The sequence below is a fragment of the Paenibacillus sp. FSL R5-0908 genome (assembly GCF_038006245.1).
GTDB classification, from domain to species: domain Bacteria; phylum Bacillota; class Bacilli; order Paenibacillales; family Paenibacillaceae; genus Paenibacillus_AQ; species Paenibacillus_AQ odorifer.
In genome coordinates this window covers 2326059-2346913 of sequence record NZ_JBBOUV010000001.1, presented here as the reverse complement: position 1 = coordinate 2346913, position 20855 = coordinate 2326059, and the positions used below count along the sequence as shown (strand labels likewise).

The window sequence follows — 20855 nt, the reverse complement described above, 5'->3', positions numbered from 1 at the left end:
ATATGAAGTCTAATCTTATGCTCAGGTGAGCTGCTTGCGCAGCCAGGCAAAGGCTGGTTCACCATGAATCTCATGACCTCCGGTGAAGAAGTCCGCCTCTACCTGTCCGATATGATTCGCCGACCTGTAAATCGTCTGCAACTGGGTTAAAGCAGATTTTGTTCCGCGCGGGCCAAACAGATGATCGGCATCTCCCGATTCGAGGAACAGGCCACGCGGGGCAATGAGGCCCAGTAGGTCAGGCATCTCCGCTTCCAGCAAAATCCCTGGAATATAATTATCAAGGCAATGATTACGTGTCAGAATACTGTCTGCGAAAGTATTGGCATACCCGCTTACGACCGCACAAGCGATTCGTTCGTCAAGTGCAGCTGTGAAGCCAGCTACCAGTCCCCCGCCGGAAATACCCATAATTCCAATCCGTTCATCCTTAACTTCTTTTCTTGTCTGCAGATAATCCAGTGCCCGCATGGTTTCGTAGATACGGTAGCCGGCCATCGTCTTCCCAACCATCAACAATGCGGATGACAGGCGGAAGCAGGAATTACGTCCAGGCTCCCCGCTTGTTAGGTCTTCTTCCAGTCGTCTGTCGCCAAAGCCGAGCAGCTCCGGGGCTGCCACTACAAAGCCCTGTTTCACCAGTGAAACGGCGAAGTCCTTGTGCAGCCCGGGATCTCCCTGCCGATCCGATCCGTCCGGATTCAAGCCTACGATCTCCCGGCTTCCATAGCCATGTCCATGAATGGCAAGAACGGCAGGGGCAGGGGTAGAAAACGGCTGATCCGGGATCAAAAGATACAGCGGCATGCGCAACCCTTCATAGGTAGTTATCTCTATACGTTCACGGGTATACCCGGAGCAGACGGTACGTTCCAGCAGAACCGGTTGCAGCTCCTCAGCTATTTCTGGAAAGCCACCTAATCGCTCCGTAAATGCTGCCGTAAGCTCATCGCGCCATTGCTGAAAGGGCATGTCTTTGCTGAAAGCCGAGTTGCGTTGAGCTGAACCAGCTAGTTTTTTCATGTATTGTTCCAGAGGCTCCATCCGAGGTACTCCTTCCCTTAATATCCTTCAGGATGCCAGCCATCAAGCACGGACAACACCCTATACTCCGCAGCTTCCTGTGGAATCAGCTGCCGCGACCATGCAGCTCTGGCTTCGGGATTAGCTCCCGGTCCACTGCTGCCATATTCTTCATAGCGGCTAGTTTCCTCCCTGTCCGGCTGCCCCCAATTATGCCAGCCTTCGCCGATAATCGAACTGTCCATGACCGTTCGGATAAAAGCCACATGTGCATAAGGACGCCAAGGCCGGCCAAGATACACTTCACTTACACCTTGACCGCCAGTAATTTCACAATCGAGGAATACATAACCAAATGGTGCGCCTTCAGGCGTTGATGCGGCGGTAATATATCCTCTGGAACGCTTGTTATGCAGCCGGCAACGTTCAAACAACGCCGTAGCCGCGCCAAAAATATAATCCACATCGCCTTCAATGTAGCATTCGTTATAATATTGCTTCCCTTGCCCTGTATACAAAGTATCCTGATCACCCAGCAGGCGTACACGCCGGAATACAGCATGACCAGCATCAACAAAAGCAGCCACCGCCTGGCCAGTTCCAGGACCTGATGCATTTCGAATGGTCAGATTTTCAGCGGTGAAATGCTCAGCGAATACATTCAGGGTGCCGGATTTGAACGTGCCAAGTGGCTCTCCGTCCGGACCTAAAGTATGGGCGTTGTCTGACCAGGTAATGATGGTGGAATTCGTGTCTTCCCCCAGTAGCAGAACCGGAGGGGTTCCCTGTTTCACAGTGATTTTTTCCTCGTAAATGCCGGGTTTGATACGAATCGTCACTTCTTCCTTGTGTTCCTGTGGAATTGAATCCAACGCTTCCTGTAGACTACTGAATCCTTCATCGACACTCTTAGAGACTGTAATTAACATCTGCGGCTCCTTTCCTATCAACCTGAGTTTATTCTATAATAACCGTAACGCTTCGTAAGAGAAGAGGAGAATTATGACTAGCCTGACTAGCCCCAATCACAAATATCATATTGAAGAAGACCGCTACAGCATCCAGCATATGAAACGTAAAGGCATCACTGCTATGCCACGTCCCCACAGCCATGACTTAGCCGAGCTGTACTATCTGATACAAGGGGAGCGGGTATACTTTGTGGACGACCGAGTCATTACGGTTCATAAGGGTGAGCTTATTCTTATCTCCGGCCGGGAGCTTCATTCCACAGCAAGCTCGGAAGTAGCCGAATTCGAGCGGATTCTGATCAACTATGATCCTGCTCTTCTACCGCCATCCCTGCAGAATGAAGCCATCTGGTTTCATGACCGCGGGTACCGCTTGTTCAAGCTGACCCTGCGCGAGCAGGACGAAGCGGAAATCCTAATGAACCGGATGCTGGAAGAATGCCGGTTGCAGCGGCCGTATTACGAAACCAGCGTAATCGCTTTATTCTCCGAGCTGATGATTCTCCTTCAGCGTTCAGAGAGTATCTCACAAGCTGGAGGGACGAAACATCCGCTCCATCATCTAGTAACGGATGTAGCCACCTATATCCGCGATCACTACCGTGAGACCCTTACTCTGGAAGAGACTGCAAGTAATTTTTACATTAGTCCTTCATACTTGAGCCGGGTATTTCACCGATTGACGGGTTTTCACTTTCGGGAATACATCGTTCATGTCCGCGTAAGGGAAGCCGAACGCCTGCTTGTCGGATCTACAGGCAAAATCCAGGAGATCGCCTCCGCTGTAGGATTTGAACATCTTTCCCATTTCAATAAAACATTCAAAAAATCAACCGGTCTGACCCCGCTCCAATACCGAAAAGAAGCAAGGTCACACCCACGGAAGTTCAAGACGGATTTCCATCATCCATAGAATTTTTTTATCTCTCTGTGATCGTCAAATCTTCGGAATGAGTGAGCGTGACGTGACTGCATCTATATGCTGTTATCTTCGGCATTTCCGAAGTCTGCAACCGAATACGATCCAGCTTGAGCCCCGTAGCATGCCGCAGCACAATTCCCCGGTCACTCACTGCGTGGAATTTTTCAATGGTTAGATCAGCAAGCGGCATCTCCGGCAGCCCGTTAACCAGTAGAGCGGTTGCCGCACCATGGCACACAATGTTCTTCAGGGTAATCTTCCGAAATTGCGGAGTTTCCTCTGTAACCGAAAATAACTGCTCGTCATACCCTTCCGATCCTTCAACTCCTGCATAGAACATATGAAAGGATACAGCCTCGTGGATGATGCCGGTCATATTGATATTCTCCATTACAATATCCTCCACCACACCGCCTCTTCCCCGGGTGCTTTTGAACCGCAGGCCAATATCCGTGCCGATGAATAGGCAGTCGCTAACTCGAACTGCATGTACACCTCCGGACATCTCGCTGCCGATCACAACGCCTCCATGTCCGTGATATACCGTGCAATTCCGGATGGTAATATACTGGCAGGGCATTCCCAACCTACGGCCTTCCTCATCCTTGCCTGACTTGAGACAGATGGCGTCATCACCCACATCAAAGCTGCTGTGCTCAACTAGAGCATGCGTGCAGGATTCCAAATCAAGACCATCGCCGTTTTGCGAATACCAAGGATTACGTACCTGAACATTTCGCACGGTAATCTGTTCGCAACCAATGGGATGAAGACACCAAGCAGGTGAATTCTGGAAGGTCGGTCCTTCCAGCAGCACCCGCCGGCAATTGCGCAGGCTTAGCAACGTCGGACGCAGATACGTACGAGCAGGCAGATAAGCCTCCATACTAGCTTCTCCCTTGTCCCACAGCTTCCGGCAGAAGTCCTCACCTTCCATAGCTTCCCGTGAAGGCCACCATACTTCGCCTTGTGGATCAAGCACTCCTCCAGATTCGATCAAACGCTCCCATTGCTTCTCGGTCATCTTAAACCGCTTCACTGGGCGCCAGCCTTCGCCACTGCCGTCGAATATCCCCTCACCGGTTATTGCCACATCGCTTAAACCTTCTCCATCGAGCGGAGCCTGACAGCGCCAGCCGGCATTCCCCTCATAATGGGAAGAAAGTAACGGATACAAGGTATGATCAGGGTCAAACTGCACCAATGCTCCCTTTTCTACATACAGATTAATTCGACTATGCAAAGTAAGGGGTCCCGTGCGCCAGATGCCAGCTGGAATAACAACCTTTCCGCCTCCCGCCGCAGCGCAGGCATCCAGTGCAGCCTGAATAGCAAAGGTACATAGGGTTAATCCCCCCTCTTCTGCCCCATAATCCGTGATTGCAAAAGTCCGTTCGGGAATCTGGGGAAGCTCGGGGATCGGATACGTGTTAGTTACAAGATTGCTGCTCATTGAATTTCACCTCCTCCTATTACTCAAGTCCTTCATAGCTAAACCAGTCGAAATCAGCATAGCTTTCGCTCTTTGCGCCTTGAGAGCTTGTGTACATCCCGAGGTATGCTCCTGTGAATCCTCCGGCCAGATCGGTGCTGAGCACTCTGCCATCCGTCCGTTCGCAGAAGGCTGTCCACTTGGCGGCTTCAGAAGGTCTGTAATAGAAGCTATACTCTTGTCCTCTGGCTTCCACCTTAAGCTGTATCTGATCCTGTGGATATGGCACTGACGCCAGCAGCTGCTCGCTGCCACCCATCCGATGAATCAGCTGTAATACACGTTCGCCTGCCTCCAGCCCCAGTTCATAACGGAAGTGGTGATCCGCATTTTGGAGGAGAACAAGACCAGCCACTTCCCCTTCTGCAGCAGGACTAAACGTCATGTCCGTCGCCGCTCTGAAGCTCAAATGCTGCTGACGTCTACCGATATAAGATGGATTGGTGATCTCCGAGAGCCGTTCTGGCTTCAGGCGAAGCCGCAGAACTCCAGGCTTGTCGGTGAGACTCCAGAATTCACCCCGCGGAGTCCGCAGGAAATTCCAGATCGGTGCCAGCTCATTGGCCATAAACTCATCGCGTGCAGGCAATTCCGGCCACTTTGTCTCCGGCAAATCCGGAGCCTCCGTCTCAAATTCCAGCACTCCTTTGCCGGGATTGACCACAGGCCATTCATTCTCCCAGATTACCGGTGTCAGGAAGGTTTCACGTCCCAGATTGCGGTAATAACCACCGCTGGTTCGTGAAGCCAAGCAGAACATCCACCAGTCACCATGCTGAGTCTCCACTAGCTCTCCATGACCCACATTAACAATAGGATACGCTCTGCCAAGATGGCGATGCGTCAGAATCGGATTGGCTTTATGGCCCTCATAAGGACCGGTCACACTCTTGCTTCTGGCAATCGTAATCGCATGAGTATGCCCGGTGCCGCCCTCGGCAATCAGCACGTAATACCAAGCGCCGATCTTATAAATATGCGGTCCCTCTTGCGCATGAGCTACCTTGAGTGCGCCTTGCCAAATACTATGCTTCGGACCGATTAGCTTCCCTTGGCTGAGATCAATCTCCTGCAGCCAGATATCCATATGCTTCGGATAATCCTGCCCTTCCGGCGGAACACGATTGCCGGTATAATACACCTTGCCGTCTTCATCGAAGAACAAAGAGGAGTCAATACCGGGTGCATCCTCCAGCCATACAGGGTCAGACCAGTCTCCGGCCGGATCGGTTGTTGTTACATAGAAATTATGCTGGTTCTTGTCATTGTCAATAAAAGTAGTAATCATATAGAAAACTCCCTCATGATAGCGAAGCGTCGGTGCCCAAATGCCCATGGAGGGAATCGAGTGATCCAGATTGAGCTGGGACGGGCGGTCCAGTACATGGCCAAGCTGGCGCCAATTGACCAGATCCTTACTGTGGAAGATAGGAACGCCTGGGAAAAATTCAAAGCTTGAAGTCACAAGATAATAATCTTCACCAACACGGATAGCGGAAGGGTCAGGATAAAATCCCGGCAGCACTGGATTGCGGAATGTTCTCATTAAAAGTAATCCTCCTCAAAACAATTCAAATGTAAGCACCACCAATTATAGTTCGTATAAGTTTAACTTTCTTGTATTTTCTATGTTCTATTTCTTCATTTTTATACTTTCATGCTATATTGCCCATATTTCACTCCTTGTCAGCGAATAGCCTTTCCCTCTAGAATGGGTGTAATAGGATTTACCTGAAGGGGTGAGCAGCTTGGGAAAAAGAAAGAAATTGTACTCCCGCTTTTTTATGAGCCTAACCGCGATTTCAGTTTGCTGTATTCTAGTACTCGCTGTAGTGATCTTTTATTGGTACCGGAATATTACGATAGATAATGTCAACAAGGCGAACCAAAATGTACTGGTGAATACTGAAACCGTTTTCACAAACTATGAAGAGATCGTCCAGAACTACGCTATGGACTTCTATAGGAATCCAAACATCAACGCGCTCATGATGAATGGCGATACCAGCTGGAGCGACCAGTTGTACAGTGCCTTAAGCCAAATCCGCGGAGCATTGGTTGTGAACCAATATATGGAGAATGCCTACATCATGGGAGTGGATGAGCCTGTTGCCATGTTCGAAAACCTTCCGCTAAGCCCTGAATCCAAGCTGGAGCTGTTCTCGAGAATGCGGGATAACATTATTGTTGAATCACCGTTTCTGTGGGAAGCAACCTTGAATAACGGTGCCCCCATTACCCTGCTTACCGTGTTCTATAATGACCGGGCATTTGCGGATAGCGAATATAATGGTGCGGTAGCGCTGACCGTCAATTTGGGAAAGCTGCAGAATAATCTGTTTACGCAAAAAGAAGGCGAAGCCACCCGTTACGCTGTACTTGACGGAAAGGCATCGGTGCTCATGCACAGTGCATTATCTGACATCCCTCTGGAAGAGGGCATGTTAAAGCAGGTGGTGTCCTCCACCTCTGAGAGAGGCTCTTTTGTCTATAGGGGAGGTGAAGAGCCGCAGCTGATTACTTATGTATATTCTGCAGCGGACAAGCTGTGGTTTGTGTCGGAGACTTCCTACAAGGATAGCATCCGTGATATCTCCAATGCCCGCAATCTGATGACTGGCCTATGCTTGGCCTTGATTGCCGCCGCATCTATAACCGCCAACCTGATCTCGCGGCGGATGTATAAGCCAATCGGCCGGCTGTTCGGCAATATCGCTCATCTATCTGGCAATGAAGAAGCGCTGAAAACCGGTGGCGATTTCGATACCGTAAGCCAGGAGCTCGAACAGATTGGCGTTAAGCTGGAGCAGCTAAAAAAAGAAAGCGATGATAGCGCCTTGATGCGGTGGCTGCTTTCCCCGCAGAGAACACCGGAGAACAGCAGGACACCCCTGATGAGCATAGCCGCTGCTGGGGGAGCATATTGTGTATGCGTGCTGACCGCTCTGGAGCCCGAACAACCTGAAGACTCCGACTTCCGGCATACCTTTGAGGACAACATACAGCAGATTGAACATGCCTTCTGTGAACTTGCAGCCATTCAATCCTTCCGCCCGCATCAGGGCACTGCTGTGCTGATTCTGAGCGAGCTTCACAGCGGCAGCTTCGGCGATTACGCTTTGTACCGCGGCAAATGGGAAGAAGTCGCCGCTCAGCTGCAGCTTTCCGGAGCCTGCTGCGCCTTCGGAATCAGCGGGCTGACGGATGATTTAAACCTACTGAGGGCTAAATACAATGAAGCTGCGGACAGTCTGCAATATAATAAATTTCATGTGCAGCAGAACATCATCTTTGCCGATGATACGATCCATCTGAACAGCAGCCCAATGCCCGACAGTGCCCTTGAACCGGTACTGCAAGCCGTTAAGCAGACGGAACTCTCTAACCATATTCCGCAGGCAGTGGAGAGATTGCTGGCAGTAGCCTGCAGTTACCGCGTCGAGCCTGCCACCATCGCTTTATCGAGACTGGTCTTTGAGCTCAGTCGCACGGCTGAGCTTAATGCAGACGTCCAGCATTCCGGCTTTTTAGATAATTACCAGCATATCTGGCAGATCCAAAGCTATGACAAGCTATTGAATTGGATTGTAGACAGCTGTTATACCGCCCACGAGCGCATTGCCAGCATGAGCGCTGTACAGACCAAGAGCATTGCTGGTGAAGCCATTTGTTATATCAGAGATCATTATGATGACTCCAGGCTCTCCCTTAATGCCCTTGCCGACAAGCTATCGCTAAGTCCCGCTTATCTCAGTAGACTTATTGCCGACGAAGTAAACTGCAGCTTTCCCGATTTCGTTAACCTGCTGCGTCTGGAGCAGGCGCAGATGTTATTAGTCACTGAGCTTGGCTTGGATATCCGGGAAATTGCCGAGAAAGTGGGCTACAACAGCAGCACCTATTTTACAACCCAGTTCAAAAAGCGTTATGGGGTTACACCTTCCAAATGGAGAATGAATCATATTCTGCAAAAACAGAATTTTCCTGATTGACCCGCCAAAAGTAAGGAACAAAGGGGATGTCCCGGCAGCATTTTCATAGCCGGAGACATCCCCTTTTTGGCTTTCAATGAATAACCCTCGCGCCGGCCTATACTATGAAATCCCCCTTTAAATCAGGCTTTTGAGCACCCTAAAAACAAAAAAGTTCTGTCTTTTTCGTTTTTTTAAGCCGCCTTTTTCCGCTTTTTTTAACTTTTTTCCGTTTATTATGATAGCGTTTACATTCCGTGTGGATTTATGATTTTCATGTAAAGCGTTCTCCTAAAACAAGAGACGGAAATGACAACGCTAGTATAAAGGAGTGGACTGTTAATGATGCAAGAGGCTACATCGGAGACACAAGGAATGCCAAGTCCGGGAATTAGGACGGCCAAAGCCAAGAGCTTCCGTAAATCCCTAAGGAAGGACAGCTCGCTTTATTTGCTCGCTCTTCCGGGAATCGTCATTCTAATTCTTTTTGCTTATCTGCCGATGAGTGGTCTGATTCTCGTCTTTAAAAATTACAACTTCAACGACGGAATCTTCGGCAGCCCGTGGGCCGGCTTCTCTAATTTCGAGTTTTTCTTCTCTAGTATGGAAGATTCTCTTAGGGCTACACGCAACACGGTGATGTTAAATGCGCTGTATATGCTAACCGGCACGTTTTTCTCAGTGGCCATCGCCATTATTTTAAATGAGCTGCGCAGCAAATGGTTTATCAAAATCACGCAGAGCGTCATGTTTTTCCCGTATTTTATTTCCTGGATTATTATCGGAGCTATTCTGTTCTCCCTGCTGGATTACGACAAAGGCATTATGAACCAATTGCTCCAGACATTCGGCTTCTCTCAGGTTGACTGGTATTCCAGCCCTTGGCTGTTCGTAATCATTCTCGTGCTAGCGAATATCTGGAAAAGCGCTGGTTACGGCGCCATCATCTATTATGCGGTGCTGCAAGGCATCGACACTTCCTATTATGAAGCTGCAAGAATCGATGGTGCCTCCAGATGGCAGATTATCACCAAAATTACGGTGCCCATGCTGATTCCGTCGATCATTCTGATGACGCTGCTGGGCATCGGGGGCATGCTGAAAGGCGACCTCAGTATGATTATGGGGGTAACGTTCCTGAACCCGTTGCTTTTGCCGACTACCGACATTATCGACGTGTATGTATACCGCACAGCCATCCGTTCCGGAGAATTCGGCTTTGCTTCAGCCATCACGCTCTATCAATCCGTCTTTGGTTTCATTCTGGTGCTGGTGGCCAACAAATTAGCCGGCTGGTATGACAAAGACAGCAAACTATTTTAGGAGACTGATAAGATGCAAACTACCGAAAACAAAGGCCTGCTCATTTTCTTTTACATCTGTATCGCCATATTTTCAGTAATCTGTCTAGCGCCGTTTATTCTGGCAGTATCCGGCTCATTATCTACCGAATCCAGAATCGCCGCGGAAGGCTATTCGTTCTGGCCCAGAGGCTTTACCTTTGAAACCTATGAATTCCTGTTCGGCTCGAAGGCACAGCAGATTCTGCGGGCGTATTCCATGTCGGTGATCGTTACGGTGCTGGGTACCGTGTCGGCCGTATTGGTGACCACCGCTTACGCTTATGTCATTTCCGTTAAAAGCTTCCGGCTCAAAAATTTCTTCGCCTTCTTCGCCTATTTTACAATGCTGTTCAGCGGAGGAACGCTGCCATGGTATCTGCTCAGCACCAAATATTATCATTTGGGCGATACGCTCATCGGCCTGTTCATCCCTTATGTGCTTAGCGTCTTTCTGATGTTTCTCATGGCTAACTATTTCCGCAGCATCCCGCATGAAATTGTGGAATCTGCGCAAATCGATGGTGCCGGACATCTGCGCATCTTCTTCAGCATTATGATTCCGCTGGGCCGCGTCGGACTGGTCACCATCTCACTCTTTTACGCACTGCAATTCTGGAATGACTTCTATTTGCCACTAATGCTGGTATCCGATCAGGATCTCTATACGATCCAATATTTGATGTACAACATGATGGCGAACATTCAGTTCCTGGCTTCCGGCAACGCTGCTCAAGTTGGTGGAGCTATCATCGCACCGCCACTGGAGACAGCCAAAATGGCAATGACCTGTCTGACCGTTTTGCCAATCGCCATTTTATATCCTTTTCTCCAGCGCTTTTTTGTCAAAGGCATTATCGTAGGTTCAGTCAAAGGCTAATTTTCAGTAAAGATACCAAATTATGTTCGGTTGCACCGGGTTTATGCTCCCCTACTTCTTGATGTACAATGGGACTTAAGGGAGCTCGACCTTTGCAATAGATGCCTCAAACATTATGATTCTATTTCAGGAGGGTTCATCATGAAAAAGAAAAAAGGTTGGTTAAGTTTGCTCCTAGCTGCGGTGTTCTTGGTAAGTGGCTGTGCTCAGGGCAACAATGAAAGCGCTCCCCCTAGTTCTGGGACTGGAAATGAAGGTACCTCTTCCTCTACGGATAGCGGTAGTAAAGACGGCAGCGCCTTGGCTCCTGCCAAATTGAAAATTGTGCTGTACGGGGATGAGTCCAACCGGATGAAGGAACTAGCGAAGACATCGTTCTACGACACTATTAAGAAAGAAATCAATGCTGAGGTTGAATTTCAGTTTCTTCCTTGGACCGAATATGGCGGCGGCAAAACTGACTTAATGCTGTCTACGGGAGAAGACTTCGCAACCTATACAGATGCCAATTACATGGTAAAATCTGTGGCAAAGGGGCTTTATGCCGACCTCACTCCATATGCCGATGCAGCAGCTGATTTGAGTAAAAATGTGGACGAGGCTTCCTTCAAAGCCTTTCAGCTGGAAGGCAAGCAATATGCGATTCCCGTCGGCAACAAACCGAATTCTGCGGAATTCTACAGTGCGCTAGTTAGACAGGATTTACTTGAAGAAGCCGGCATGACACAAGTCACTTCACTGGGGGAACTAGAGCAGTTCTATGATAAGGTCCATGCCATTCATCCCGAACTGATCGGGTACGCCAACACCGATGCACGCAGACTCCTACAATATGATTACACGGACAAAAACCTCTATTGGCAAAATGATTTTATTGCCCTGGATGAGTCTGTGAAGGATGATAAAATTATTAGCTGGTTTGAAACCGAAGAGTTCAAGAGTTATGCGAACCTTATGCACGGCTGGTATGAAAAAGGAATCATTCCGAAATATGCCGCCACCAATGTTCCACAGCTGCAGTCTGACTGGAACTCCGGTAAAGCGATGTTCTGGGCCGGCACAGCGGCACGTCCGTTCGAAGGTGCAGCAACCATCTCACAAGCAGTGCCTGATGCCAAACTGGTCAACTATTTCCTCGGCAGCGGCCGTCCAAAAATCAGCCGCGGCACTTACAGCACCGCCTTTTTTGTCTCCACCGCAGCTAAAGACCCTGAACGTTACGTCAAGTTCTTCAATCTGCTGCAAAAAAACCAGGACCTGTACGACTTGTTCGCCTACGGGATAGAAGGAACTGACTATACGCTGGATGAAAACGGGCGTTTGACCAAAATAACCACTGATTCGCTGATCCCTGACTGGCTGCTGATGAACAAAAACTTCATGCGTTTCGACAACACGGTACCGGACGAGTTTATTGCAGAATATAAAGCTTGGGACGATGGAGCCATCATTTCCAAAGGTGCCGGCTTCAACTTTGACAATACACCCGTCAAGAATGAAGAAACGAAGCTGAACGGCGTATTCACTGAATACCTCGCTCCGATCGGCAGCGGCTTCAGTGATTATGACACCGCCTTCCCCAAAGCACTGGACAGACTAAAAGCAGCAGGAATAGACAAATATATCGCTGAATACCAGAAACAATTTTCCGAATGGTACGCTAAGCAGCAGTAAGCACCGCCGCGGCAATTATCATACAGCTCAAGAAGCGTGTCTCCATTAAGGAGCACGCTTCTTTTGGTCTTCGAACGCCGTGGTGAAAGCGGTATAATGGCCAACCTTGAATCATACGACGGCGAGCAGGATAATTCAATTGGTCACCGAATACTTAAATCAGGTTTTTGGTCATAAAAGGATAAGGGTGAGTTATGTGCCAAATGATTACGTTTGGGGAATTTTCGTTGCTGATACTCTTACAATAATTTTCAAAGTAATTCAAGCGCCATTTTATACTGGAGATACACTCGTTATAGGTTAATACTATAAATATTATTCCTATTATATATTAGACCAATAAATGCCTACAACGCTATTATGTTATTTATAATAATAACGTGGAGGGATGGTCTGATGTCTATTTATGATTTTCAAGCAAAGTCAATTCATGGTGAGCCTGTTGAATTCGATAGAAACGGTCATGTATACGGTAGATACGAAACAACGACTGAACCCTTTGACATAGAGCCATTTATTGAATCACTTCTTTTAAAGTAAATGCATCCAATTGGTAATTTAACCCACAGAGAACGATAGTTTAACATAAAGGGTTTACATATTAGGCATGCAAAACATATAGAACCCTTTATGTTATTTAAATCTCTTTTCTTACTTTGATTAAATAATATAAAGTCAGAATAAATTGTATTAATAAGATAAGATATAAGCCAATAACGAGTAATACATAAAGAATTGCCTGTCCTCCCCCCCATATGATTAGTTAAGCCAACCTGTAAGGAAAAAAAAGAGCATTGTGGTACCCACACAGATAAGGAGTAATAGTTCCAACTTTTTTTCAAATAGATGTTTTATAAACCATAGATAACTTACAATGCACAACAAAAGAACAGCACTATAAAAAAACAAGGAATCATAATGAGTTACAAATAGGCTCCCTCCACCAATAGAAAAGACTATACCTATAACTAAAAACCACATCCCCACTCCAATCGCAGCACTTAAAGCAATAAAAAAGAAACTCATTATCATATTTATGCTCCCTTGGCCCACTTCTCAGTTGCCATATTTTACCTCTCCATGATTTATCGGATTACTTCCTTTATTTATGTATATATCTTTGCTGCAAGACGACGATACTGATTTCTTTCAACTGAACCACCATCTTTTTTGACTAATAAAAAGACAACCTTCTTGAAGAAGGTTGTCTTTTATGTGATCAAGCGCATGCTTGTAAGCTAAGCAAACTCCCCATCGTAAGTTCTTATTCACTAATCGCTGCGTTGTCGTATAAGTCAACCAATTCGTCGAAGGAGGTAATAATGACATCAGAGCCCTTCAGCTCATCCTGACGTCCGAAGCCTGCATAGGCGCAGCCGATTACGGTCTGGCCATTTCCTTTACCTGCCTGAACATCAGAAGAACGATCCCCAACCATCCAGGCACTGCTGATACCATGATTATCCAATAGAATGCGCAGCAGCTCGGTCTTAGTCGCAGTGCCTTGACCTCCCGCACTATACAAGCCTTCGAACAACTCCTTAAGCTCATGCACCACAACGATGCTGTGAATGTAATCCTCCAGCCCGTTGCTAGCCACAAACAGCTTCACTCCGCGCTCTTTAAGCGCTGTCAGTGTCTCAACCACCTGTGGATACAGTAGTGTGCCTCCGGCTTCAAGCCCTTCAATCTCCAGCTGCAGGAGCAATTCATCCGCCCGGCGGTGTACGGCTTCATCTGCTTCAGGCATAACATTCTTCCAAATGTCTGCCAGCAACATCCCTAAGCAGCCTAGAATACGTTCTTCTGGTGGTGTAGGTCCTACGTATAGTCCCTCTTCCCGCAAAATATCGAACATTTTATGATATGCAGGTAATAAAAGACTTTCAGTCTGGAACAATGTTCCATCCATATCAAATACAATCGCTTCTGGCTTGTTCAGTTTCGCATGAACCACGTTTTGTTCCGTTCCATGTACTTCGTTACTCATCTGTTGTTCCTCCCCATTCTGTTCTGCTTCAGGTAAGACATTCATCTGTGCGATATTTCCAGTACAAGCCCTATGATATATGAAATCACTTTGTAATGTCCATGCTCTTAACTTTTTCTGTTGCAGTTTATATTTCGTTATGCTATATTTCAATCTGTAATATTACAACTTGAAATATAAAGGAGAAATAACCATGTCAAATCCATTAATCATGCGCTTCCTCAAGCAGCCTGCTACCATCATTGGAATTATAACTGCACTGTTGTTCCAAGTTTTTTTCAGCTTAATTTGGATTACAGGGTACGATCATGTAACGGATCGGGTAGATCAGTTGCCCATTGCTATTGTTAATGAGGATGGTACAAATGCCCAGCCTATAGTCGATGGAATTGCAGGATCACTTCAGTTCGTAACCAGACAGGATCTCCAACTAGAAAATGCAAAAGAAGCACTTGAGCATAGGGAAATCCGCATGATTATCAATATTCCCCAAGGGTTCACTGGACAGATCAGCAATCCATCTGCAAAGACTGAACTCCACTACTTCTTAAATGAATCTAATCCGCAGATGGTCAGCAATGTCATGCAGACGGTAACACTTAAAGTCACGGCTGCAATGAACACTCAAAGCAGTAGTTCAGCACTAAGCCACACCTTGGATGCTATGAATCTGCCGCAGGCACAAGCGGAGATCATCAAAAGTGCTGCAAGCAGCCGCATTTCCGCCAACGTCGAAATCATTAACCCTACAACTAATTTTGCACAAACTATGGTTCCCTTAATGATCGTTACCGCCTCATTTACCGGTGCTATGTTACTCGCGATGAATCTCCATAAAGCTTCCTCCAACTTGTCTGGACAATTTAGTAAATGGAATCGCTTTACAGCCCGATTTGTCATTATGGGTGGAACGGCTGTGCTTATCTCACTAGTGGGAACTATCATGGTTAACTCACTCGGTATCCACTCTAATCGTGGCTTTCTGCTTATGTGGCTGTTCGAGTTCACGGTAATTCTCTCCTGCATGATCCTTGCTCAGTTTAGTCTGCTGCTCCTCGGGGATGCTGGCGGCTGGCTAAATATTGCCCTTCTCTCCATGCAAATGCTAGCGTCCGGAGCAACTATTCCACGCGATGTGCTTTCACCTTTTTATAACTGGATCGGTCCCTTTTCGCCCGCTTACTATGCAGTTAATGGTATGCTCGACCTGGTTATCGGGGGTAACGGGGTATGGAAGGATATCTTCTATTTACTCTGTATTGGGGCAACAATTGCTGTATTAAGCGTACTTGTCACTTCCCTACGTAAAGAAACTCGGATCTCACGAGAACAAGAGCCCGTGCCAGCAAATGCGTAATTATACAGTTTGCCACTCCGGCTATGCCATTTCAAATTGAGAGCGATATGCAGTTGTGATATGGTAGGAAGTGAAAGAAAGGAGCGGCAATGATTTATGAACATACAAGATGTTATTCTGGGGATTTTAAGCGAAAAACCTCATTCTGGTTACGAGATAAAACGACATTTCGAGGAATACTTCTCATTTTTCTTCGATGCCAGCTATGGCACGATCTATCCTACCCTAAGCAAGATGGAAAAGCTGAATCTGATCACTAAAGAATCTGTGCGACAGGAAGGCAAACCCGACAAAAATGTATTCACCATTACCTCTGCCGGCTTGGATCAGTTCCACGCTTATCTACAATCACCAGCCGAAAAAGAGGTTCTGCGTTCTGACTTTTTTATGCACCTGTATTTTGGGGAAAAGACGGACAAAGAGAACATAGATAATCTGCTTCGGCAAGCATTGATAGAAAAGCAGGCAATGTACGACGATCTGGAACAGAAATTGAACCAGCTAGATCATAAGTTATCCTCCTACCAGAAGTTGTGCATGGAGCTAGGCCTCGTACAATATGATGCCTTTATCAAAAAAATCCAAAGTGTGCTAGAGTCTAAATAAAACCCGCTTTCGAAAGTACACCCTAAAAAAAGAACCAGTATTACATGCACATCTTGTGCTTGTAATACTGGTTCTTTTTTTTAAAATCATATGTGGTATATGGATTATGCTCTATCAAAGCTTGCAATAAGTTCATCAAGAACATCTTTGCTTACCATTTTACCTTTGAAATTAATCAGGTTTTCTGAGCTTCCGGAGAAGATACAAGTTGGCTCATATTTTCTAAGGATAATCTTTTCAGCGTCTACAAAAATTTCGAGCGGGTCTTTTATGTCGATTCCCATTGTTCTACGCAGTTCAATAGGAATTACGATACGTCCCAATTCATCCACTTTTCTTACTATGCCTGTTGCTTTCATCATCGTACATCCTCCCTTGAAGTCACATTTATAATCATTCTTGCTAAAAGCTATGTACGCTTCTATATGATAGTAATGATTACGCTACTACCTAATTCTAAAGTTCTATTCATTTCCTGTCAATTATTTTTCTACATTATGTGATATTATTCGACAAAATTTCGACAATGTATGATATCTGTTGAGCACCAAGATTTGAAGCCGTGTCAGAACACAAAAAAATAGGGGCTTCTCGGGAATGTCGAAATCCGCCCAGAATGTAACCCTACTAGATGACAATTCTACCCTAAAAAACCTTCGTTAATCTATTTGTAAATCTTGTCACTCCGCTTATCCGCAATCACAGTAAGAGGAAATTGTCGAAAACTAGCAAGAACGCTACTCCGTCATTTACCCAGATGTTTAGTAAGTCAAACTTAAATAGGATCTATCATTGGAATAATAATTTCGCTATGAGTAGTGTGTGTATCGAATCCTCATGTAAATACAAGGCTGATGATATCACTGTAGTGTAAATACGATGAATCCGGAAGTCGACTAACGAGGGGCTAGCAAAGAAGTTAATGGAGGGTATTCTAAGTGTTTGATGATTTTTGTCCCCCATTAAGAGAGTAAATAAACTATAGAATTATATAGTTCTCCGATAAAGGTTTCATCAATCTGTTTAATATTGATAATACGTTCCTTGCATAAGCCATTTACAGCAAAAGTTGCTTGAAAGTAACCGTTTAATGGTTCAATGTCTATTTCAATATCCGTTTCTATTTTATCCGAAATATCATAGCCATATAAGACATATATCGCGATATCGTAAGATTTCTTATTCAGAATTAAGGAAAAATAGGAAGATGTCTGCGCTGAGTTTGTCTCAGGAACATAGTCTATTCCGTATAAAACTCCGATAGGGTGATTCGATGCAAAATAACTGTTATAGTTATTATTTTTAAATTGCCCTTTTAACCAGAGAATAACTTCAAAGTCAGTGTCAGCAGGGATGTAAATAGAAACCATTGGCTCTTCGATCAGCAATGGGGTGCTGTTAAGTGTGTAAATGTTGTGTATTTTGAATAAGCTATGCCATAACTTAATGTTAGTACACTGATTGTTAACTATCTCGTTCATATCTTTTCCTTGGTAATTGTCAATAAACACTACATTTTTATTGTATTTCGAAGCAATCCACTGTAATTCAACATAAGCATCAGGGTAAAGATCTCTGCTGATCACAACGAGAGTCTCAATATTTTCTTTGTAAGCCAATAGGGCTGCATCAACAGCATCATAAGCCGACTCAGCGGGAACGACAATTTCACCGTGTATGTTAACGCAAAGATTCCGATTGTCCAATTTGCATTTTCCGTTCACATAGCATACTAATATATCACTTATCCAATCAGGGTCAGCATAGTAAATAGACAAGTGTTTATCGTCCCTATAGTTATTTGCCATTTTCGACAACATGAGTTTTATTTGCTGCAAGTTAGTTAGGTGAGATTTACCAATGAGTTCACATACTTTGGCTGTAATCATGGGCGCGGCAAAGCTGTTCGAGTTGCTGCACTCTTTACCATTCAAATGATGTCTAGCAAAAGCCGTAAATTCTATACCGTCGATGATATCATCATTGAGATAAAACTCCCCTTCGTGCAGTGTGTTGCTTACCTCTCTCTTAACGCCTATAACGTTTGAAAAAGAAGCTGGATATGTAATATAATCATGATTACTTGCGGCACTTACAATAACTAAGCCTTGACCAGCAACCTTGTTTATAACTCTCTGCGTTTCTAATAAATCCGCTGAGCAATGGCTTCCCAAGCTGATATTTACAACTTGGATATCATTTTGAATGCACCATTCTAGTGCACTATACAACTTCTGGATATTTCCCCTTAAGGTATCAGACAATATCTTCAAGCTATACATATAGATTTCCGGATAATAGTGCTTAATTATGCCTGCGCAGATGGTGCCGTGAGTTATTCTTTCGGGACTGTCTATTGTATAAGCGTCTATTGTGAAATCTTCATTGAAGATCAACTGTTGAACAACCGGTTCACCTAGCAAATATTCGTTGATACCATCATCAATCACGGCAATTTTCACTTTAGCTTCGATGTTCATCATCTCCTTTTACAGTTCAACAAAAATAAAACCGCCTCATTGGTCACAAATCCATTGACCCAGGCGGTAGTCATGATTAAAAAAGTGATTAATCATTTAATTAAACAGGTTCTTTTTCCGCAGCATCGAATCCAGACTAACTTGTAGCACACTATTTAAATACATGCTATCTGCTTCGCCATTATTGGAATTCTCAATAAATAACCCGGATTGTGATAGGCTAGTGCTACTACTTAATTTACTCAACGCGTCCAACTGCTCCGCCTTTTTCTTTTTATCTGCCTCTACTTCTTTATTAATCTTCTCCCGCTCGGCAGGTGTTAAATAATCACCAATCACCCAAAAAGTAGCTGTTCCATCCGGATGTATAATGACGCCACTGGCATCACCGGGTTTATCATTAGCGCTGGAAGCAAAATGATCCTGAATAATTGCTTCTACCCTTTTTTGCATTTGTGGATCTGTTGCCGACTGATTCAGTATATTTGGAGCAATGGTTACATTCCCTTTGCCAACGCTACCAGAGTATACACTTTTCACTGCTTCATTGCTCTTTGGTATGGCTTGAACGTTGATTTTAATGTCGAATTTTTTTTCCAATTCCGTCAAAACCGCTTCTGAACTCGATGTCGATAACGCGTCTTGAAATGAAATCTCTGAACTCTTATTTTTCTGGATTACCATTGCAGCCCCCGCACGATTCAGGCTACTGAGTGAAGCTACATTCAACAACTTAAACCAACTCCCTTATTCTTTTTTCCTGTAGAATGCGGCAAACTGTATTATTAATTCGATCTAGGCTGTTGAAGCATCCATTTAATATATCGGTTTCCGGAATTTGTATTTTTAGTTTTTCCTCAATATGTACAAATAGAACCAACAAATCTCGTGGTGAGAACTGCATCGCCTCGCCCAATAAATCTTCATAGAAGTAGTTTTCATTAAGCTTGATCTTGTCCATTCCCATTACGTCGAATAATATTTCGTTTATCTGTTCACGCACTTGATCCAGATCCATAAATATCACCCTTCTTTTATACGATTTGCATATTTTCCTTTAACAATAGAGCTTCACAGCATTCTGCTAATTTCAAAGTGTCTGTCCCATTTAACGAATTAAAAAGAGGAACCTTTGACTCTAGCGATATTTGTGCAATTTTTTCATCAACCAACTTAGAATCAACCGTAAAAAACTTCAATTCTTTATCCTGTTTGCTTCTGCCCGTATCAAATTTATGATTTGACATATTAAAACAATCAATATCAAAACCTAATTTATGCTTTGTTGACACACATATCTTATCGAGAAACTCTCCATTAAAATCATCATAGGTCAAGTTCATAATACCGACATCCGGATGGATTGCACTAGCCGCCTCGAATGCAGTAATACCAAATCTATTGGTAAACAGATTATTATATACCATTGTCCCGCCTGGAATTCCGATAATCATTACATCAGGTCGTTCGTTCAATTCAATATATTTACAGAAGTGATTAAAAAGAAATATTTTATCTATCTCCGCTTCTTTATGATTAAACATAAAATCAGGAAAAGAATGAAATCCCATAATCTCACAATAAGATTTTGTTCCAATTTGACTTACTTTGTACCCTTCTTTCAAGAAATAATCCCTTAGGCTAAGCTGAACATCAAATTTATTGGATTTTTCCATAAGACTCGCCACGCAGATTATCGGAACATTAATATCCAGCAGTATTTTCTCAACGAGTTCTACTTTCGTTCTGTCAATGTCAATTCCAAAAAAACTTGTGAGTTCCACATTATTTTTCAGGCATACCTTCTTTACCATTTCAACTTCATGATCAGCACATCTGTTAAGCAGGACAATATCTTTCCCCATCTCTGCGGCTTTGATAATTGTCGGGAACACCACTTTTTCAAAACTGCATTCAAATTCACAAATCATTAACACATCAAATTCATCATCTGAAAAAGAATCTTTAACTTTTATACCCACATCCTCACCATAATAGCTGTACGCTGCATCTTTTTCATTCAGTCCAAAACCTAAAGGTGCCATTAATGAAACAAGCTCATAGTTGCCCAGTAAATTGGAGAATCTGACGACCGGACCGAAATCTGCATGATATGGATAAACAATTGCTCTTTTTTTCACCATTGTCT

The 20855-nt window shown here is 44.8% G+C and carries 18 protein-coding genes; 8 read left to right on the top strand and 10 right to left on the bottom strand.

Going from position 1 to position 20855, the window contains the following annotated elements:
• Positions 1-21: 21 nt before the first annotated feature.
• The gene (locus tag MKZ09_RS10170; RefSeq protein ID WP_076133940.1) at positions 22-1044 is read right to left on the bottom strand and encodes an alpha/beta hydrolase family protein; all 1023 of its coding nucleotides are present in this window, start codon (positions 1042-1044) and stop codon (positions 22-24) included.
• Between the two features lie 17 nt (positions 1045-1061).
• Complete coding sequence (locus MKZ09_RS10165) at positions 1062-1952, bottom strand: pectinesterase family protein (protein WP_076202979.1); 891 nt, start codon at positions 1950-1952, stop codon at positions 1062-1064.
• Between the two features lie 73 nt (positions 1953-2025).
• Between MKZ09_RS10165 and MKZ09_RS10160 the strand changes: the two genes are divergently transcribed.
• Positions 2026-2907 carry a helix-turn-helix transcriptional regulator gene (locus MKZ09_RS10160; protein ID WP_076202975.1) on the top strand — a complete coding sequence of 294 codons (882 nt, stop codon included), beginning with the start codon at positions 2026-2028 and terminating at the stop codon, positions 2905-2907.
• Between the two features lie 7 nt (positions 2908-2914).
• Here MKZ09_RS10160 and MKZ09_RS10155 read toward each other — a convergent pair whose 3' ends face one another.
• Both MKZ09_RS10155 and MKZ09_RS10150 read right to left on the bottom strand, forming a co-directional pair.
• Positions 2915-4369 carry a glycoside hydrolase family 28 protein gene (locus MKZ09_RS10155; protein WP_076202972.1) on the bottom strand — a complete coding sequence of 485 codons (1455 nt, stop codon included), beginning with the start codon at positions 4367-4369 and terminating at the stop codon, positions 2915-2917.
• A 19-nt stretch (positions 4370-4388) separates the two neighbouring features.
• Entirely contained in the window at positions 4389-5954 is a 1566-nt protein-coding gene (locus tag MKZ09_RS10150; RefSeq protein ID WP_076133936.1) for a glycoside hydrolase family 43 protein, read from the bottom strand.
• 202 nt (positions 5955-6156) lie between these two features.
• Between MKZ09_RS10150 and MKZ09_RS10145 the strand changes: the two genes are divergently transcribed.
• The 5 genes from MKZ09_RS10145 (at position 6157) to MKZ09_RS10125 (ending at position 12813) form a co-directional block, all read left to right on the top strand.
• Complete coding sequence (locus tag MKZ09_RS10145; protein WP_076133935.1) at positions 6157-8400, top strand: AraC family transcriptional regulator; 2244 nt, start codon at positions 6157-6159, stop codon at positions 8398-8400.
• A gap of 321 nt (positions 8401-8721) precedes the next feature.
• Positions 8722-9702, top strand: a complete 981-nt coding sequence (locus MKZ09_RS10140; RefSeq protein WP_051491306.1) for an ABC transporter permease — start codon at positions 8722-8724, stop codon at positions 9700-9702.
• A 12-nt stretch (positions 9703-9714) separates the two neighbouring features.
• Positions 9715-10599, top strand: a complete 885-nt coding sequence (locus MKZ09_RS10135; RefSeq protein WP_076133934.1) for a carbohydrate ABC transporter permease — start codon at positions 9715-9717, stop codon at positions 10597-10599.
• 141 nt (positions 10600-10740) lie between these two features.
• Positions 10741-12273, top strand: a complete 1533-nt coding sequence (locus MKZ09_RS10130; protein ID WP_076202969.1) for a DUF3502 domain-containing protein — start codon at positions 10741-10743, stop codon at positions 12271-12273.
• Between the two features lie 396 nt (positions 12274-12669).
• Positions 12670-12813, top strand: coding sequence for a hypothetical protein (locus tag MKZ09_RS10125; protein WP_179088868.1), 144 nt, complete (start codon positions 12670-12672; stop codon positions 12811-12813).
• A 724-nt stretch (positions 12814-13537) separates the two neighbouring features.
• Here the strand turns inward: MKZ09_RS10125 and MKZ09_RS10120 are convergent.
• Entirely contained in the window at positions 13538-14263 is a 726-nt protein-coding gene (locus tag MKZ09_RS10120; RefSeq protein WP_076133931.1) for an HAD family hydrolase, read from the bottom strand.
• A 193-nt stretch (positions 14264-14456) separates the two neighbouring features.
• Here MKZ09_RS10120 and MKZ09_RS10115 point away from each other — a divergent pair, with 193 nt between their 5' ends.
• Both MKZ09_RS10115 and MKZ09_RS10110 read left to right on the top strand, forming a co-directional pair.
• Positions 14457-15620 (top strand): YhgE/Pip domain-containing protein, encoded by a 1164-nt coding sequence (locus MKZ09_RS10115; protein WP_076202966.1) that lies wholly within the window; start codon positions 14457-14459, stop codon positions 15618-15620.
• A gap of 96 nt (positions 15621-15716) precedes the next feature.
• Positions 15717-16226, top strand: a complete 510-nt coding sequence (locus MKZ09_RS10110) for a PadR family transcriptional regulator (protein ID WP_076133929.1) — start codon at positions 15717-15719, stop codon at positions 16224-16226.
• Between the two features lie 104 nt (positions 16227-16330).
• On the opposite strand, the gene MKZ09_RS10105 is transcribed toward MKZ09_RS10110, so the two are convergent.
• The 5 genes from MKZ09_RS10105 to MKZ09_RS10085 all read right to left on the bottom strand — a co-directional run bounded on the left by MKZ09_RS10105 (position 16331) and on the right by MKZ09_RS10085 (position 20850).
• Complete coding sequence (locus tag MKZ09_RS10105) at positions 16331-16588, bottom strand: AbrB/MazE/SpoVT family DNA-binding domain-containing protein (protein WP_036684015.1); 258 nt, start codon at positions 16586-16588, stop codon at positions 16331-16333.
• Between the two features lie 600 nt (positions 16589-17188).
• Positions 17189-18709, bottom strand: a complete 1521-nt coding sequence (locus MKZ09_RS10100; protein ID WP_081394215.1) for a S8 family serine peptidase — start codon at positions 18707-18709, stop codon at positions 17189-17191.
• A 93-nt stretch (positions 18710-18802) separates the two neighbouring features.
• Positions 18803-19438: a DUF6033 family protein gene (locus tag MKZ09_RS10095; protein ID WP_076202960.1), complete on the bottom strand. Its 636-nt coding sequence runs from the start codon at positions 19436-19438 to the stop codon at positions 18803-18805.
• 1 nt (position 19439) lies between these two features.
• Entirely contained in the window at positions 19440-19724 is a 285-nt protein-coding gene (locus MKZ09_RS10090; protein WP_036684022.1) for a hypothetical protein, read from the bottom strand.
• 16 nt (positions 19725-19740) lie between these two features.
• A complete protein-coding gene (locus MKZ09_RS10085; RefSeq protein WP_076202957.1) occupies positions 19741-20850 on the bottom strand; it encodes a TIGR04066 family peptide maturation system protein in 1110 nt (369 codons plus the stop codon).
• Positions 20851-20855: the final 5 nt, after the last annotated feature.

Coding starts and splice junctions, on each gene's coding strand:
- MKZ09_RS10125 (WP_179088868.1), top strand. CDS start 12,670: ATGTCTATTTATGATTTTCAAGCAAAGTCAATTCATGGTGAGCCTGTT.
- MKZ09_RS10165 (WP_076202979.1), bottom strand. CDS start 1,952: ATGTTAATTACAGTCTCTAAGAGTGTCGATGAAGGATTCAGTAGTCTA.
- MKZ09_RS10085 (WP_076202957.1), bottom strand. CDS start 20,850: ATGGTGAAAAAAAGAGCAATTGTTTATCCATATCATGCAGATTTCGGT.
- MKZ09_RS10100 (WP_081394215.1), bottom strand. CDS start 18,709: ATGATGAACATCGAAGCTAAAGTGAAAATTGCCGTGATTGATGATGGT.
- MKZ09_RS10150 (WP_076133936.1), bottom strand. CDS start 5,954: ATGAGAACATTCCGCAATCCAGTGCTGCCGGGATTTTATCCTGACCCT.
- MKZ09_RS10090 (WP_036684022.1), bottom strand. CDS start 19,724: ATGGATCTGGATCAAGTGCGTGAACAGATAAACGAAATATTATTCGAC.
- MKZ09_RS10170 (WP_076133940.1), bottom strand. CDS start 1,044: ATGGAGCCTCTGGAACAATACATGAAAAAACTAGCTGGTTCAGCTCAA.
- MKZ09_RS10110 (WP_076133929.1), top strand. CDS start 15,717: ATGAACATACAAGATGTTATTCTGGGGATTTTAAGCGAAAAACCTCAT.
- MKZ09_RS10105 (WP_036684015.1), bottom strand. CDS start 16,588: ATGATGAAAGCAACAGGCATAGTAAGAAAAGTGGATGAATTGGGACGT.
- MKZ09_RS10130 (WP_076202969.1), top strand. CDS start 10,741: ATGAAAAAGAAAAAAGGTTGGTTAAGTTTGCTCCTAGCTGCGGTGTTC.
- MKZ09_RS10120 (WP_076133931.1), bottom strand. CDS start 14,263: ATGAGTAACGAAGTACATGGAACGGAACAAAACGTGGTTCATGCGAAA.
- MKZ09_RS10115 (WP_076202966.1), top strand. CDS start 14,457: ATGTCAAATCCATTAATCATGCGCTTCCTCAAGCAGCCTGCTACCATC.
- MKZ09_RS10140 (WP_051491306.1), top strand. CDS start 8,722: ATGATGCAAGAGGCTACATCGGAGACACAAGGAATGCCAAGTCCGGGA.
- MKZ09_RS10155 (WP_076202972.1), bottom strand. CDS start 4,369: ATGAGCAGCAATCTTGTAACTAACACGTATCCGATCCCCGAGCTTCCC.
- MKZ09_RS10135 (WP_076133934.1), top strand. CDS start 9,715: ATGCAAACTACCGAAAACAAAGGCCTGCTCATTTTCTTTTACATCTGT.
- MKZ09_RS10160 (WP_076202975.1), top strand. CDS start 2,026: ATGACTAGCCTGACTAGCCCCAATCACAAATATCATATTGAAGAAGAC.